The organism is Telmatospirillum sp. J64-1 (assembly GCF_006980715.1).
In the GTDB taxonomy this organism is placed as follows: Bacteria; Pseudomonadota; Alphaproteobacteria; order Rhodospirillales; family Magnetospirillaceae; genus Oleiliquidispirillum; species Oleiliquidispirillum nitrogeniifigens.
Map to the genome: position 1 here is coordinate 119,462 of NZ_SBHN01000004.1, position 15,675 is coordinate 135,136.

The 15,675-nt window shown below is 64.1% G+C and carries 16 protein-coding genes; 9 read left to right on the top strand and 7 right to left on the bottom strand.

Going from position 1 to position 15,675, the window contains the following annotated elements; all coding sequences use genetic code 11:
- Window positions 1-2: 2 nt before the first annotated feature.
- Complete coding sequence (locus EPD66_RS05435) at window positions 3-380, bottom strand: response regulator (RefSeq protein WP_142847471.1); 378 nt, start codon at window positions 378-380, stop codon at window positions 3-5.
- Between the two features lie 342 nt (window positions 381-722).
- On the opposite strand from EPD66_RS05435, the gene fusA reads away from it, so the two are divergent.
- Together fusA and EPD66_RS05445 are read left to right on the top strand one after the other, a co-directional pair.
- Complete coding sequence (gene fusA, locus EPD66_RS05440; protein ID WP_142847472.1) at window positions 723-2,864, top strand: elongation factor G; 2,142 nt, start codon at window positions 723-725, stop codon at window positions 2,862-2,864.
- Window positions 2,865-3,230: 366 nt separating this feature from the next.
- On the top strand, window positions 3,231-4,307 hold the full coding sequence (locus EPD66_RS05445; protein ID WP_142847473.1) for an alpha/beta fold hydrolase: 1,077 nt from the start codon (window positions 3,231-3,233) through the stop codon (window positions 4,305-4,307).
- A 45-nt stretch (window positions 4,308-4,352) separates the two neighbouring features.
- On the opposite strand, the gene EPD66_RS05450 is transcribed toward EPD66_RS05445, so the two are convergent.
- Both EPD66_RS05450 and EPD66_RS05455 read right to left on the bottom strand, forming a co-directional pair.
- Window positions 4,353-5,087 (bottom strand): VacJ family lipoprotein, encoded by a 735-nt coding sequence (locus EPD66_RS05450; RefSeq protein ID WP_142847474.1) that lies wholly within the window; start codon window positions 5,085-5,087, stop codon window positions 4,353-4,355.
- A gap of 9 nt (window positions 5,088-5,096) precedes the next feature.
- Window positions 5,097-6,431 carry an alpha/beta hydrolase gene (locus EPD66_RS05455; protein WP_142847475.1) on the bottom strand — a complete coding sequence of 445 codons (1,335 nt, stop codon included), beginning with the start codon at window positions 6,429-6,431 and terminating at the stop codon, window positions 5,097-5,099.
- 170 nt (window positions 6,432-6,601) lie between these two features.
- Between EPD66_RS05455 and EPD66_RS05460 the strand changes: the two genes are divergently transcribed.
- Window positions 6,602-7,594: an LLM class flavin-dependent oxidoreductase gene (locus EPD66_RS05460; RefSeq protein WP_142847476.1), complete on the top strand. Its 993-nt coding sequence runs from the start codon at window positions 6,602-6,604 to the stop codon at window positions 7,592-7,594.
- A 3-nt stretch (window positions 7,595-7,597) separates the two neighbouring features.
- Here the strand turns inward: EPD66_RS05460 and EPD66_RS05465 are convergent, their stop codons facing one another.
- The 3 genes from EPD66_RS05465 to EPD66_RS05475 form a co-directional block, all read right to left on the bottom strand.
- Complete coding sequence (locus EPD66_RS05465; RefSeq protein WP_142847477.1) at window positions 7,598-8,353, bottom strand: SDR family NAD(P)-dependent oxidoreductase; 756 nt, start codon at window positions 8,351-8,353, stop codon at window positions 7,598-7,600.
- Between the two features lie 63 nt (window positions 8,354-8,416).
- Entirely contained in the window at window positions 8,417-9,424 is a 1,008-nt protein-coding gene (locus tag EPD66_RS05470) for a nickel/cobalt transporter (RefSeq protein WP_185961266.1), read from the bottom strand.
- The gene (locus tag EPD66_RS05475; RefSeq protein WP_185961267.1) at window positions 9,421-10,032 is read right to left on the bottom strand and encodes a DUF1007 family protein; all 612 of its coding nucleotides are present in this window, start codon (window positions 10,030-10,032) and stop codon (window positions 9,421-9,423) included. The genes EPD66_RS05470 and EPD66_RS05475 overlap by 4 nt, the downstream gene beginning before the upstream one ends.
- A 228-nt stretch (window positions 10,033-10,260) precedes the next feature.
- On the opposite strand from EPD66_RS05475, the gene EPD66_RS05480 reads away from it, so the two are divergent.
- Both EPD66_RS05480 and EPD66_RS05485 read left to right on the top strand, forming a co-directional pair.
- Complete coding sequence (locus tag EPD66_RS05480) at window positions 10,261-10,779, top strand: DNA-binding transcriptional regulator (RefSeq protein WP_142847480.1); 519 nt, start codon at window positions 10,261-10,263, stop codon at window positions 10,777-10,779.
- A 153-nt stretch (window positions 10,780-10,932) separates the two neighbouring features.
- Window positions 10,933-11,367: a cytochrome c family protein gene (locus EPD66_RS05485; protein ID WP_142847481.1), complete on the top strand. Its 435-nt coding sequence runs from the start codon at window positions 10,933-10,935 to the stop codon at window positions 11,365-11,367.
- A gap of 55 nt (window positions 11,368-11,422) precedes the next feature.
- On the opposite strand, the gene EPD66_RS05490 is transcribed toward EPD66_RS05485, so the two are convergent.
- Window positions 11,423-12,724, bottom strand: coding sequence for a YihY family inner membrane protein (locus EPD66_RS05490; RefSeq protein WP_185961268.1), 1,302 nt, complete (start codon window positions 12,722-12,724; stop codon window positions 11,423-11,425).
- A 119-nt stretch (window positions 12,725-12,843) separates the two neighbouring features.
- Here EPD66_RS05490 and fabI point away from each other — a divergent pair, with 119 nt between their 5' ends.
- From fabI to EPD66_RS05510, 4 genes are all read left to right on the top strand, one after another.
- Complete coding sequence (gene fabI / locus EPD66_RS05495; protein WP_142847483.1) at window positions 12,844-13,656, top strand: enoyl-ACP reductase FabI; 813 nt, start codon at window positions 12,844-12,846, stop codon at window positions 13,654-13,656.
- A gap of 10 nt (window positions 13,657-13,666) precedes the next feature.
- On the top strand, window positions 13,667-14,746 hold the full coding sequence (aroC, locus tag EPD66_RS05500; RefSeq protein ID WP_142847484.1) for a chorismate synthase: 1,080 nt from the start codon (window positions 13,667-13,669) through the stop codon (window positions 14,744-14,746).
- Window positions 14,747-14,766: 20 nt separating this feature from the next.
- Window positions 14,767-15,081, top strand: a complete 315-nt coding sequence (locus tag EPD66_RS05505; protein WP_142847485.1) for a rhodanese-like domain-containing protein — start codon at window positions 14,767-14,769, stop codon at window positions 15,079-15,081.
- A 265-nt stretch (window positions 15,082-15,346) separates the two neighbouring features.
- Window positions 15,347-15,637: a HigA family addiction module antitoxin gene (locus tag EPD66_RS05510; protein WP_142847486.1), complete on the top strand. Its 291-nt coding sequence runs from the start codon at window positions 15,347-15,349 to the stop codon at window positions 15,635-15,637.
- Window positions 15,638-15,675 lie beyond the last annotated feature (38 nt).

The following is a 15,675-nucleotide window of genomic DNA, read 5'->3' on the forward strand; positions in this document are numbered from 1 at the left end:
GCTCACGACAATGCCAAAGCCATCGCCGCTTCCAACTGGGGCGGCAGAACCGGCTTTTGCAGCACCGCCAAGCCCTGTTTCCGGGCCTGGGCCAGCAATTCGCCCGAGGTGTCCCCGGTGATCAGCAAGCCCGGGATCGTCTGGCCGCACTGGCTGCGGATCTGGCGCACCGCCTGGATGCCGGTATGGCCCTGGCGCAGGCGATAATCGCTGATGATGAGATGGGGCACCGGCCCGCCGCCGCGCAGGTGAGCGAGCACCGGCGCCTCGGATTCCCCAGCGATGACGACGAAGCCCCGCAGTTCAAGCAGAAGCTGCAATGCCTGCAGGACATAGGGGTCGTCGTCAATGACCGCGACAAGCGGCGAACGGGCGGACATGGCAGTGGTTATCTTACCTTGTTCAGAGGGACAGATAGGAAGTCCGGTGGATGAAAGGAAGCATTTGCACCCGTCCCCTGTCCCTCCATATCAATCCGTGCTTGCCACTGCGGCGACGCATGTTATCTATGCCGTGGCCGGGTCGCGCGCGGCTTATTATTCGGTTGCGTGTCCCGGTATGGCCTAGAAGCAGTGGCATTCGCCGGCGAACTCATATAAAACCCCCGCCGGTGCAATAGCCATTGGCTCATGCGCCAGAGCTGATTGGATTTAACAGCCCGCACGACGGCGATGATATTCTGTCCGTCACGGCGCCCACATCCACCGCAACGGATTTAAGCAATGCCTCGCCAGACTCCTCTTTCAGACATCCGCAACATCGGTATCATTGCGCACGTCGACGCCGGCAAGACCACGACGACCGAGCGCATCCTGTATTATACCGGTCGCAAGCACACCATCATCGACGTCCACGATACCAAGGACCTCAAGTCCTCGACCACGACCGACTACCTGGAGCAGGAGCAGAAGCGCGGCATCACGATTCAGTCGGCCGCCGTTTCCGCCTTCTGGAAGGGTAAGAAGATCAACGTGATCGACACCCCCGGCCACGTGGACTTCACCATCGAGGTGAACCGTTCCCTGCGCGTGCTCGACGGTGCGGTCGTCGTGTTCGACGGCGTGGCCGGCGTTGAGCCCCAGTCGGAAACCAACTGGCGCCTGGCCGACAATTACGGTGTTCCGCGTCTCTGCTACGTCAACAAGATGGACCGTTCGGGCGCGAACTTCCGTCGTTGCGTGGACATGATCAAGAACCGCCTGGGCGCCCGCCCGCTGCCGATCTTCCTGCCCATCGGTTCGGAAGACAATCTGCGCGGCATGATCGACCTGGTCGAGTACAAGGCCCTGGTCTGGCAGTCCGACGAACGCGACGCCAAGTGGGACAGCCTGGACATCACCGACGACCTGGCCGAAAAGCTGGGCATCACCGTCCATGAAGACGTCGAGATCCTGAAGGCCGCCGCCGAATACCGCGCCGACCTGATCGACACCTGCCTCGAGCAGGACGAAGCGGCCATGGAAGCCTATCTGGAATCCGGCGAAGAGCCCTCGGCCGACGTGCTGCGCGAATGCCTGCGTCGCGGCACCCTGAACGGCTCCTTCACCCCGGTCCTCTGCGGCTCGTCCTACAAGAACAAGGGCGTGCAGCAGGTCCTGGACGCCGTGGTGTGGTACCTGCCCGCCCCGACCGACGTGCCCGCCATCAAGACCGTGGACGCCGACGGCAACCCGGTGGGCGAGCGCAAGTCCTCGGACGACGAGCCCTTCTCGGCGCTGGCCTTCAAGGTCATCAACGACGTCTATGGCGCCCTGACCTTCGTGCGCATCTATTCGGGCGTGCTGACCAAGGGCATGTCGGTGCTGAACTCGACCCGCGGCAAGCGCGAAAAGATCGGCCGTATGGTCGAAATGTTCGCCAAGGAAGCCAATGCGATCGAAGAAGCCCGCGCCGGCGACATCATCGCCCTGGTTTCGCTGACCGAAACCGATACCGGTGACACCCTCTGCGATCCCAGCGCCCCGGTCGTGCTGGAGCGCATGAACTTCCCCGAGCCGGTCATCAGCGTCTCGGTCGAGCCGAAGACCAAGGCCGAACAGGAGAAGTTCTCCACCGCTCTGGGCAAGATGGTCCGTGCCGACCCCTCGCTGCGTCTGGAAACCGACCGTGAAACCGGCCAGACCATCCTGCGCGGCATGGGCGAACTGCACCTGGAAGTGACCATGGACCGCATGCGCACCGAATTCGGTGTGGAAGGCAACATGGGCAAGCCGCAGGTGGCTTACCGCGAAACCCTGACCCAGTCGGTGGAACACACCTACACCCACAAGAAGCAGACGGGTGGTTCGGGTCAGTTCGCCGAAGTGAAGATCATCTTCGAACCGCTGGAGCGTGGCGCCGGCTTCGAATTCGTCGACGAAACCGTCGGCGGCTCGGTGCCGAAGGAATACATCCCGTCGGTCAAGAAGGGCCTGGAAATGCAGATGGAAGACGGCGTCATGGCCGGTTTCCCGACTGTCGACTTCCGCGCCCGTCTGGTGGACGGCAAGTACCACGACGTCGACTCGAACGCCCTGACCTTCGAAATCGCCGCCAAGGCCTGCTTCCGCGAAGCCATCCGCAAGGCCTCGCCGATCCTGCTCGAGCCGGTGATGAAGGTCGAAGTGGTGTCGCCGGAAGAATATCTGGGTGACATCATCGGCGACGTGAACCGCCGTCGCGGCATGATCCTGGGCCAGCTGGAACGCGGCAACAACATCGCCGTCGAAGCCACCGTGCCGCTGAACGAAATGTTCGGCTATATCGGTCATCTGCGCGGCATGACCAGCGGTCGTGCGTCCTACACGATGGAATTCTCGCATTACGAGCCGGTTCCGCGTCAGGTCGCCGACGAAATCGTCGCCGGCAAGTCCAAGGCCGCCTAATCAGGCCTTCGGCCCCGAAGCAAGCGCCCGCCATGGGAAACCATGGCGGGCGTTTCTTTTTTCGCCCCCTGACAGCGGAATGTCAGGAATATTCCCTATATTCACTCGTGCAGGATTGATGTGTCTCGTCACAGAACATCAGCCAGCATGTCACTTGGCCGTGGTCATTTGGCGGTGACCGTCCGGCCCGCTGGCCTGCACCTCCCTTTTTTGACTTGGCTCACGGTTTTCGCCGTGAGCCATTTTTTTCGCCGAGACGCCCCCCCTTCCCCGGATGGGAAAGCCGGAAGGATCGGCGGAACCTGCGGAACCTTCCCGCCCCTGCGGGGTTCGCTGAAGAGGAGTATCGCAGCGCAAGGGAAGCAGATGGCACGGACGATCAAGCAGCAATCCACCGAAGAGGAATCCTTCCTGCGGAAGAACCGCGGCTGGCTTCTTGCGGCGGCAGCGCTGGCGGCGGCGGCGGTCTACAACACGCGCCAGGCCCGCCGGACCGAACAGGAAGAACCGCCCATGGGCAAGTTCGTCGAAGTCGCGGGAATGCGCCTGCATTACCTGGAAAGCGGACGGGATCGGGGCGGACCGCCGGTGGTCCTGCTGCACGGCAACATGGTTTCGGCGGAGGATTTCCGCCTCAGCGGCATTCACGACATGATCGCCGACGACCATCGCGTCATCGCCTTCGACCGCCCCGGCTTCGGCTATAGCGACCGTCCGCGCGAGACCATCTGGTCTCCCCGCATGCAGGCAGCCCTGTTCCGCCGCGCCTTCGAAAAGATGGGATTGCGGACGCCCGTCGTCGTCGGCCATTCCTGGGGAGCCATGGTCGCCATGGCCCTGGCACTGGAGCATCCGCAATCGGTCAGCGGGCTGGTGCTGCTGGGCGGCTACTTCTATCCCACGCTCCGCGCCGATGTTCCCCTGCTTTCCGCCCCCCTGGTGCCGGTGGTGGGCGATGTGATGCGCTATACCCTGTCGCCGCTCATCGGCCGGGCCACCATGCCGTCCATGGTCAAGGCCATGTTCGCACCCCGTCCCGTCCCCATGCGCTTCACCCAGGGTTTTCCCACCTCGCTCTGCTTCCGCCCCTGGCAGATCCGCGCCGCCGCCGAGGACAGCGCCACTATGATCCCCTGGGTCGCCGAGATGCAGCACCGCTATCACGAGCTACGCATTCCCGTGACCATCATGGCCGGCGACCAGGACAAGATCGTCGACGTGAACCGCCATTCCATGCGCCTGCACCAGGACATTCCCCATAGCGAACTGAACGTCCTGCCCGATGCCGGCCATATGCTGCATTACGCCGATCCCCAGCGCATCGCCCACGCCATCCATACCGTGGCCCGCGCCCTGAGCGGCCGACCGGCCGAGGAGGAGGAATTCCTCTATGCCGTCGGCGAGGAAAGGCGGAATTACGCCGAGACACGTCCCTATTCATGAGGGAACCCGTCCGGGCCGCCCCCAGGCGGCCCGGCGGAAAAGACGCTATCGCCCGATCTCGATCTGGCGCATCTCGGTATAGAAGAAGCGCACCATCTCGTATTCGAAGGGCGAGCCGGTGCCGTGATAGCGGAAGGGCGTGCGCGACCGGGCATCGATGGGCTGCAGGCCGTATTGCGCCGTCTGATAGGCGGGATTGTCGCCGATTTCGGCCGGGGTCACCCAGGCCAGGGTCAGGAAGTCGGTGACACGCCCCACCGTATCGCGGAGATTGGACGGCCCCAGCAGGGGTAGCACGACATAGGGACCGTTGCCCACGCCCCAATAGCCCAGCGTCTGGCCGAAATCCTCGCTGTGGCGCTGCAAGCCCATTTCGCTGGCCACGTCGAAGATGCCGAACACGCCGAAGGTCGAGTTGATGATGAAGCGGAAGGCCGTCGGGAACGCCTTCTGCGGGCTGGCTTGCAGGACGGAATTGGCGAAGGTGTTGATCTCGGCAATATTGAGGAAGAAGTCCGACACCCGCTGACGCAGGAAGCTGGGCGTCACCTCTTCATACGCTCCCACCACAGGCAGGAAGATCGCCTCGTCGAAACGGGCGTTGAACTTGTAGAGCCGCCGGTTCATGCCTTCCAGGGGATCGGACACGGCGATGGGTTCGTAGACCCGTCCGATTTCCTCCACCTGATAGATAGGCGGCTCGACGCCGTTCGGGGCGCCACTCGCGCAGGCCGAAAGACCGATCGCGCAGAAGACAAGGATCAGGATGCGGCTGCGCAAGACTGGACCTCACTGAATGAAGAAATTGACCAGATGCGCAGCCACGGCGCGATGCTCCAGGCTGCCCAAATGTCCGCCCTGGGGAAAGATCCACGCCCGCTCGCCGAACAGGGCCTGAAGCTGTTCCAGATCGCCGGGGCCCAGGATGATATCATCCCTGCTGGTCAGCATGCCGATCTTTTCCGAACGGGAAAGATACTCCCCGATGCTGTTCAGGCTGCTTTGCTCGATCAGATCCAGCCCCGGCTCGCCGCCGTAATAGGCCGAGAACACGTCGTCGAAGTAATCCAGGAAGCTGACCCGAAGGCTGATGCCCAGATAGCGCCCCAGCGGCGTGGTCGAGCGGAACGGCAGGTCGCGGGGAAAGACATAGCCCATGCGCCGCATCACATCGGCGGTGAAGACCATGTTGGCCGAGGCCAGACGGAAGGACAGGCCGACCGCCGCCGCCAGCCTTTCGTCGCCGAAGGTCGTCTGCAGCAGGGACTGGAGGGCATAATCCTCGTCGCTGAAATCCATGGCATCGGTATTTTGGAAGACCAGGGCGATGCGCTGGATGGCCTGATCGAGGAAATGGTCCAGGCTGTCGATCCCGCCCGGCAGGTTGTTCAGCAGGAACTGCTCAACGGTCACCAGGGAATGGTACAGGCTGAGCGGCGGGCTGAGCAGCAGGACGCGCTGGAAGTTCAGCGCCTTCTCCTCTTCGTCCAGCTTCGCCGTGAAGGCGGCATGCCAGGCGCCCAGGCTGTAGCCGGCAAGATGCGTCTCCGTGATCTCGAGGCTCCGGCTCAACTCCCCATGGATCATGCGCATGACCCGGTACAGGTCGGCGGCGTCCTGGGGACCGTTTCCCGGCAGGTAGGTGGTCGAGGCCGTGACGATGAAATTGGAATGGGTGGGCGACGGCAGCAGCACCACGTGGAAACCGGCATGGTGGAGGATGCGTCCGAGCGAATCCATTAGGCCGGACCGGCTGTCCGCTCCGGTTCCAGCGATCATGAAGATCATCGGCGCGGGATGGGGCTGGGCGAAATAGGAATAATTCAGGCCGCGATAATACCAGAAGCCTTCCGGCACCTCCCGGTCGGGGAAGACCTGCAGGGTCGCATCCCGGCGCGGGGCCTCGGACCTGGGGGCAAGCTGCGATTCGGGCGTCCGCAGTACCGTCGCGATCCAGGGATTGTCATAGGGATAGTCGAAGGCCGGAATGTCCCGCCGGACGATCTCCCGCGCCCCCGGCTCCGGCCCGGTGGCGCATGCCGCCACCAGAAGGCAGGCGAACATCACGCTGCCGATCTTCCCCATGAGCCGCAACAGCAGCGGGCCGTCATTCTTTTGCATCATGGCCTGTTTCTTTGCCTGCCAGCCCCAAAGATGTGCAGCTTTCGCCAGATGACAACCAGCCGTCAAGAGAACAAGTTCCGCAAAACCAATCATCCGTTAAGCCTTCCGGGCTAGCCGAAGGGCCTTGCCTCTCCTATATGAGGTTTTCCTGAACTTCCGGAGACGAAGCCGTGCCCCTGCTGTCGGTCCTAGACCTTTGCCCCATCACCCAAGACAGCGACGCCTCGCAGGCTTTCCGCAACACGCTCGATCTGGCGCAGCATGCGGAACGCTGGGGCTATCACCGCTATTGGCTGGCCGAGCATCACAACATGCCCGGCATCGCCAGCGCCGCAACCTCAGTGGTCATCGGCTATGTCGCCGGGGGCACCAAGACCATCCGCGTCGGATCGGGCGGGGTCATGCTGCCCAACCACGCCCCGCTGGTCATCGCCGAGCAGTTCGGGACGCTGGACGCCCTCTATCCCGGACGCATCGACCTCGGCCTCGGCCGCGCCCCCGGCACGGACATGCGCACCGCCCAGGCCCTGCGCCGCGACCTGGAAGCCAGCGGCGACCGCTTCCCGCAGGATGTGGTCGAATTGCAGGCCCTGCTGGGCCCGATCCAGCCGGGCCAGGCCATCCGGGCGGTCCCCGGCGGCGGCTCGAACATTCCCCTCTGGCTGCTGGGGTCGAGCCTGTTCAGCGCGCAGTTGGCCGCCATGCTGGGCCTGCCTTTCGCCTTCGCCTCGCATTTCGCGCCCGATATGATGATGCAGGCCGTCGACCTCTACCGCAGCCGTTTCAAGCCTTCCGAGCAGTTGGACCGCCCTTATGTCATGGTCGGGGTGAACGTCTTCGCCGCCGAAACCGATGCCGAGGGCCAGCGGCTGTTCACCTCGCTGCAACAGCAATTCCTCAGCCTGCGCCACGGCAATCCCGGCAAGCTGCCGCCGCCGGTGGACGACATGGACCAGTTCTGGACGCCCCAGGAAAAGGCCATGGTCGCGCGCTCGCTGCTCCATTCCATGGTCGGCTCGCCCGAAACCGTGCGCCAGGGCCTGAAGGAGTTCATCGGCCTGACCCAGCCGGACGAGCTGATGGTCACCGCCCAGATCTACGACCATGCGGCAAGGCTGCGTTCCTTCGAGATCCTGGCCGGGATGCGCGACGAACTACGGTGATCCCTATTCCTCGTAGATCATCTTCACCGTCATGCCGCCGTCGAGGGTGATGTTCTGGCCGGTCATGAAGCCGGCCTGAACGAGGAACAGGCAGGCCTCGGCGACATCCTCGGGCGAGCCCACGCGGCCCACCGGATGCTGCAGGCGGTCGCGGTCGGAATGCCGGGGCGTCCTGCTGCGGGCGGAGAATTGCCAGTCGGACGTCTCGATCCAACCCGGGCTGATGCAATTGACGCGGATGCCGTACCCGCCCAGGCTGATCGCCATACCGTGAGTCAGGGCGACGATGCCGCCCTTCGAGGCGGTATAGGCTTCGGTTCCCGCTTCCGACATGAAGGCGCGGGTCGACGCGATGTTGACGATTGCGCCGCCCTTCCCCTGCCCGACCATCGCCCGGGCCACCGCCTGCGAGCACAGAAAGGTGCCGCGCAGATTGACGCCGATGACGGCATCGAAATCCTCCGGCGCGAGCTCCAGGAAGGGCTTGCCGCGCGCGATGCCGGCATTGTTGACCAGCACGTCCGGACATCCCAGTTCGGCGGTCGTCCGTTCCACCCAGCGCGCCACCTGATCGGCCTCGGCGATATTCGCGGGCTCGAACACGGCCTTGACGCCTGCCTCCCGCAGCTTGTCCAGCATTTCCCGTCCGGCATCCTCGGCGGGATCGGCGATGGATACGGCATACCCCTCGCGGGCGAAACGCAAGGCGATCGCCCGTCCGATTCCCTGGGCGCCGCCGGTGACGGCCAAGACCTTCATGCCTGCTCCTCCCTGGTAAGGTCACCGCCTCTCATGTGAGCATGCGCCGCCGTCTGCCAAGCCTCATCCCGCCATCAATTGAGGCCACAGGGCGACCAGCAGGGTCAGGCCGAACAGGCTGATGACTCCCGCGCCGGTCAGCGCAACGGCGCGGCGGGCGACATCCAGCCGGGGGCTGCCCCCGCCGAAGCGCAGGGCGAGATGGCGTAGGCCCATGCTGGCGAAGCTGACACCGGCCACCGTCAGGGCGACGCCGAAGGCCATGGCGAAGGTGGCGAGGATGCCGACGCCGAAAATGCCGTTGGCCAGGGTGAAGAGCAGCACGATCAGCGCCCCGGTGCAGGGACGCAGCCCCACCGCCAGGGCCGCCATCCACTGGCGGCGGGGCATCACCCCGTCCTGATGGTCGTGGTCGTGATGATGATGGTGGTGATGCCCGTGTTCATGATGCTCATGGGCATGATGATCGTGATGGTGGTCCGCCCCGCCATGGCAGCAGGCATGGTTGCGGATCACGCCCCAGGCGATATAGGCGCCCATCGCCGCGATCAGCGCATAGCTGGCGGCTTCCAGCCACAGGGCTTGGCGCATGATCTCGCGCGCGCCGAGATCGATCAGGCTGCCGATGACGGCGACCAGGGCGATGGCGCTCAGCGCCTGGACCAGGGCGACCGCCCCGCTGAGGGCGAAGCCGTGCAGGATGCGGGCGCGCTGGGTCAGAAACCAGGCGCTGACGACGAATTTGCCATGGCCGGGTCCGGCGGCGTGGAAGACGCCGTAGAGAAAGGACAGGGTGACGATGGCGACGACCGGCGCCCAGGATTCCGCCGCCTTGACCTGCGCCACCTGTCGCCGCAATTCCACATGCAGGCCGCGCTGCACCTCCATGATCTTGGCGGCCAGCGGCTGCAAGGGGCCGGGCAGGACCAGCGCCTCGGCCTCGGGCGACGGCGTAGCGCCGCCCCGGCCGAAATAATTGGCCGAAGCCTCGGGCGACAGGACAAGCCCCAACCCCAGAAGCAGGGCCAGCATCGACAGGAAGCGGGTCAGGTTTGGGAATGTCACGGTCATGGCGTCCCACATAATATATCGGCCTTCTGCGGTGCGATCAGGCCCAGGAAAATGAGATTGTTCCTGTCCTCGCCCAGGGCGAAGCGGCAGCCATCCATGCCCGACCCGGCAAAGCGGATCGGATCATGTTCATCGGGCATGATGTCGATGTAGTAACTTTCGTCGTAGATGGACACGCTGACCTGGCTGTTCCACGGGTCCAGAAGGCGCAGCGGGTGGAGGGTGAATTCATAGGCCAGCACGCCTTCGGCGACCGAGACGCGGAAATCCTCGACCTCCTTGAACGTCACCCTTTCGCCGTCGACCCGCAGATCGGTGAAATAATCCAATTCGTCGAGCCCCCGGAACGCCTCTTCCTTCAGGACCTCCAGTTCCTCGCCTTCGATGCGGCCGTTGCCGTCGGTATCGAAATCCCCCAGCAAGGCGCTGCTGAACATGGGATCGAAGCGCCATTGCATGCCCAAGGCGCTGATCTTCCCGTCGGTGAAGTGAAGGGTCGTCACGGTGTCAATGAAGACGTGAGGATGGGCCAAGGCCGGGCGGGCCGGGAAAAGGCCCAGCCACAGGCATGCCGCCAGTGCCGCGAGACAACGCGTCGTCCGGTCCATGATGCCGTCCGCGAAAAGGAGTAGGACGCCCTGTCTAACAGGAGCCGTGCCGCCATGTCCACCTCTCCTCCCCTCCGCGCACAAGAAGTTACGATATAACATAACTATTGTGACACTTCATAGCCTCGACATAAGCATAGGTGGAAAACGCTTCCCCTAAAGAGCGAACCAGATCATTTTATGAAAGGGGAATAAGCCACGGTTTTCACCTGGGAATCGGCGCTGAGGATGATCACACCTGAACAATGCCGTGCAGCACGGGCGCTGCTAGATTGGACGCAGATGGAATTGGCCGATGCCGCAGGCGTCGGACTCAGCACCGTACGCAATTTCGAAAAAGGCCGGCACACGCCGATCCAAGCCAACATGGCGGCCATGATGCAGGTCCTGCAGCAGGCGGGCGTCCTCTTCCTGTCGGCACAGGACGGGCTGGGCGCGGGGGTGCGCTTTGCCGCCGGAGCCGAAACGCGCGGCCCGGAAACCTTGCCGACGCCGAGTCCCTTAGCGGTGCCGGGCCCCGTCACCCAGGGGGATGCCACGGCCCTGGCGGAAGAACCGATGACCGAGGTCAAGGCCGCCGTCGCCGACCTGCAACGCATCGTGCGCCGCGCCATCGCCACCGGCGTGGCCGACGGCCTGGATTATACCAGCCGCACCCAGGCGGCGGTCCGCGCCATCCTGCTGGCCCGCCCCGACATGTCGGCAGGCGGAGCGCTCGCCGCAGTTGAAAGATGGCGCGACGACTGAACCATATAGCGCATACGACGAAAGTTTTACATATCCACACAAAAAGAAGGGGAAGTAAGCTTGAAACCCCTCGCCATCTGACCGATACTCCTTCGCCAAGTCCTGACCAGCTGTCAGGGCTGGAGTATGAAGGCTAACGAGAGGGATAAAGAGATGGCACTCAAATCCATCATGGCTGGTTTGGCCGCATCCATGCTGTTCGTCGGAGCGGCCAGCGCTGCGGAATGTAGTTTTTCCGAGACCGCCGCAGCGGGCGAACGCGTGTCGAACCAGTGCAAGGGCTGCCATGTCTTCGAGGCCGACCGCAAGTCTCGCCCGACCGGCCCCAACATCCACGCCGTCTATGGCTCGACCGTCGGTTCGGTCGCCGATTTCACCCGCTATTCCGATGCCATCAAGGCCGCCAACGCCAAGGGCGTGGAATGGACGGAAGAAAACCTGATGGAATACCTGGCCGACCCCAAGGCCTTCCTGGCCAAAGTCAACGGCGAAGACATCCGCCACAGCATGTTCTTCAGCCTGCGCGACGAAAACCGCCGCCGCGAAATGGTCGCCTATCTGCGGGAACTGAAGGCCTGCACCAACTAAAAATGGCCGCTTCCGAACGGCGCCGGAGGGGAAACCATCCGGCGCCGTTTGCATGTCAATGCATCCGGCCGCCGCTTTCCGGCAGGTCCGTGGACAGAAGCTCCCACAGGGGAATATCGAGGCTCCGGCGTTCCGCCTCGCAGGCCGCCGCCACCCTTTCCTCCAGCCTTTCGCGCCATGCGCCCCGCACGCCGTGAGTCTGCTCGGGCGCCACACCCAGGTCGAGGGCGCGCACCAGGTCATACAGCGTCACCGCGTGCAGGTCGCGCGACAGCAGATAGCGCGAGCCGCTGCCCCGCGCCACGAAGCCCTGGGCCATCAGCTTGTCCAGCACCGCGAGCAACGCCCCCTCGGCGGCGGTGGTGTGGTCCAGCAGCACCCGCCGTCCGACCCCGCCGCTGCCGCGTATCGCCGCCTTCTGCAGGATCGCCAGCACGTCCAGCGCCAAGGCGAGACGGCGCCGGGCGGGCAGCGGCCCCGGCCCGAAGGCCCTTTGCGCCCGCCATTCCGGCAAGGCGGCGGCGATCTCGGCGCCGATCAGCACCACCGTCCAGGACAGATACATCCACAACAGGAAGAAGGGGACGGCGGCGATGGCGCCATAGACGGTGCGGTAGAAATCGGTATTGGCGACATAGAGGCTGAAGCCCCAGCGCAGGATGGAGAAGGCCAACGCCGCCACCAGCGCCCCCAGCAGGGCATCGCTGACGCGGACGTTGCGGTTGGGCACCGCCACGTAAAGCACGGTGAAGGCGGCGGCGATCAGCAGCGTCGGCAGCGGGCGGGCGATGATATGGGTCATCCGCGAGAAGCCCATCCATTCCTGGAAGGCGGTCAGATAGCCCCAGATGGAGAAGCTGCTCCCGACCAGCAGCGGTCCCAGCGTCAAGGCCGTCCAGTAGACGAGAAGGCGCGAGACCGTCGAACGGGCCTGGGTGACGCGGAAGATCTGGTTCAGGCTCATCTCGATGGTGACCAGCAGCATGATCGAGACGAAGGCCAAGCCGACGATGCCCGCCGCCGTCAATTGCGCCGTATTGGCCACGAAATGCAGCACCTGTTCCTGCACTGCCAGGCCCACATCGGGGACGAACAGGTCGAACAGGGCCGTCTGCAATTGCTCGCGCGCTTCCTCGAAGGCGGGAAAGGCCGTCAGTACCGCAAGCCCCACGGCGAGCAGCGGCACCAGGGCCAGGAGCGAAGTATAGCTGAGCGAGGCTCCGGCCCGGGTTACCTCGTCATCGATAGAGCGTTTGGCGACAAAATAAGGAAAGCTCCACAGCGGCTCGATATGATGCCTGATCTTGGGCGGAATCCTTTCGTGCAGGCTGTGCAGCCTTTCCTTAAGCCCGCTCATGCCATGCTCCTTCCTCCTTGTCGATGTCATGGCTTGCGGCTTTGACGCTTTCTGGCTTTCGTGTAGGATGCCCGCCGCTTTTCATGACCTTACTCATACTCACTCCGAAAGAGGACCGCATGACCGCTCCCGCTTCCCTGATGGCCGGCAAGAAGGGCCTTGTCATGGGCGTCGCCAACGACCGCTCGATTGCCTGGGGCATCGCCCAGATGGCGCGGGCCCACGGTGCCGAACTGGCCTTCACCTATCAGGGCGAGGCGCTGGAAAAGCGCGTCCGTCCGCTGGCGGAATCCGTGGGTGCGGAACTGGTCCTGCCGTGCGACGTCACCGATGAAGCCAGCATGGACGCGGTTTTCGCTGCCGTGAAGGAAAAATGGGGTAAGCTGGACTTCCTGGTTCACGCCATCGGCTATTCCGACAAGAACGAGCTTAAAGGCCGTTATGTGGATACCAGCGCCGAGAATTTCAGCAACTCGCTGTTGATCTCCTGCTACTCCTTCACCGCCCTGGCGCGCCGCGCCGCCGAAATCATGCCCGATGGCGGCAGCCTGCTGACCCTGACCTATTACGGCGCCGAACGCGTCATGCCCCATTACAATGTGATGGGCGTCGCCAAGGCCGCGCTGGAAGCCAGCGTGCGCTACATGGCCGTCGATCTTGGCGGACAGAACATCCGCGTCAATGCCCTGTCGGCCGGTCCCATCAAGACGCTGGCGGCCAGCGGCATCGGCGATTTCCGCTATATCCTGAAGTGGAACCAGTACAACGCCCCGCTGAAGCGCAACGTCACGCTGGAAGACATCGCCGGCGCCGGTCTCTATCTGCTGAGCGACCTGTCCTCGGGCGTGTCGGGCGAGACCCATCACGTCGATTGCGGCTATCATGTCGTCGGCATGAAGGCCGTGGACGCCCCCGACATCTCCGTGATCTAAGGCTGACCCCATGTCGAGCAACGGCTTCGGACAGGCATTCCGCTTCACGACCTTCGGCGAAAGCCATGGTCCGGCCATCGGCTGCGTGGTGGACGGTGTGCCACCCCGCATCCCCCTGACCGAAGCCGACCTGCAAATCTGGCTCGACCGCCGCAAGCCCGGCACCTCGCGCTTCACCACCCAGCGCCGCGAGCCCGATCAGGTGAAGATCCTGTCGGGCGTGTTCGAGGGCGTCACCACCGGCACCCCGATCGGCCTGCTGATCGAGAACACCGACCAGCGCTCGAAGGATTACGGCGAGATCGCCGAACGCTTCCGCCCCGGCCATGCCGACGTGACCTATTGGCACAAATACGGCATCCGCGACTATCGCGGCGGCGGACGCTCCTCTGCGCGCGAGACGGCCATGCGCGTGGCCGCCGGCGGCGTCGCCCGCAAGGTCCTGGCCAGCCTGTTGCCGGGGCTTTCCATTCGCGGCGCCATGGTGCAGATGGGACCGCATGCCATCGACCGCAGCCGCTGGGATTGGGAGGAAGTGGAGCGCAATCCCTTCTGGTGCCCCGACGCGACGGCCGCCCAAGAATGGGAAGGCTTCCTCGATTCCGTCCGCAAGTCCGGGTCCTCGGCGGGCGGCATCATCGAAGTGGTCGCCAGCGGCGTGCCCATCGGCCTGGGAGCACCGGTCTACGACAAGCTGGATGCCGACCTCGCCAAGGCGATGATGAGCATCAATGCCGTCAAGGGCGTCGAGATCGGCGAAGGCTTCGCCGCCGCCGCCCTGTCGGGCGAGGAGAATGCCGACGAGATGCGCATGGAAGGCGACCGCGTCACCTTCCTGTCCAACAAGGCCGGCGGCATCCTGGGCGGCATCTCCACTGGTCAGGACGTGGTGGTGCGGCTGGCGGTCAAGCCCACCAGCTCCATCCTCACCCCCCGGCGCAGCGTCGATATCCACGGCCAGGAGGTGGAGGTGGTGACCAAGGGCCGCCACGACCCCTGCGTCGCCATCCGCGGCGTACCCGTGGCCGAGGCCATGATGGCCTGCACCCTTCTCGACCACCTGCTGCGCCATCGCGCGCAATGCGGCTAAGAACACGACAGGAGTAACAGATGGCCGATTTCACCGAACTGGACGCCGCCAAGGTCAAGGCCCTGGTCGAATCCGGCGACGCCTTGCTGGTGGACCTGCGCGAGCAGGAGGAATGGAATGCCGAACGCATTCCCGGCGCCATCCATGCCCCCATGTCCAGCTTCGACGCCGCCGCCTGGACCGATCCCAGCGGCGGCAAGGCCGTGCTGTTCTGCCTGGGCGGCAAGCGTTCGGAAGCCGTCGCCCAGCGCCTGATCCAGGCCGGCAAGTCCGCCACCCATATGAAGGGCGGCCTGATGGCGTGGAAACAGGCCGGTTTTCCGACCGAAGCCTAAAAAGCTCATAAAAGAATTACCTGAGCGTCGGCCCATGCTTCGAGGCAGCCCTTCGGGCTTCCTCGGCATGAGGCTTATCTCATTGAAATAATGCGTTCTCCTCGCCCCGAGGAGCCGTGAAGCGGCGCATCGAAGGACGAGGCGGGCCGAAGACAATTCCTTTGCAGCTTCCACCCCTCCTCGAAAGGAGTACCCAGGTCGCACCGTTGAACGCCGCGCGCTTTTCGGCACACTCGCGCCCGACAGCCGAGTACAAGGAGCGTTCATGAGTGCAAGACCGACTATCCATCCGGGCGAGATTCTCCGCGAGGAATTCTTGAACCGGTATGGCCTGACGATCACCGATGTGGCACGGGACCTGAAGGTCCCGACCAGCCGCCTAGCCGCGATCGTCGAAGGCCGAGATCGCGTCTGTGTCGACCTGGGCCTGCGGCTGGCCCATTATTTCGGCACCTCCGACCGTTTCTGGCTTCAGGCTCAGCTGGATTACGACATGAGCCACGCCGAAAGCCGTGCCGCTCAAATCCAGGCCGAAATCATCCCTTTGGCCGCATGAGCAGTGATTGACGCTCTTCCCGGCGGGCAGTATCAACC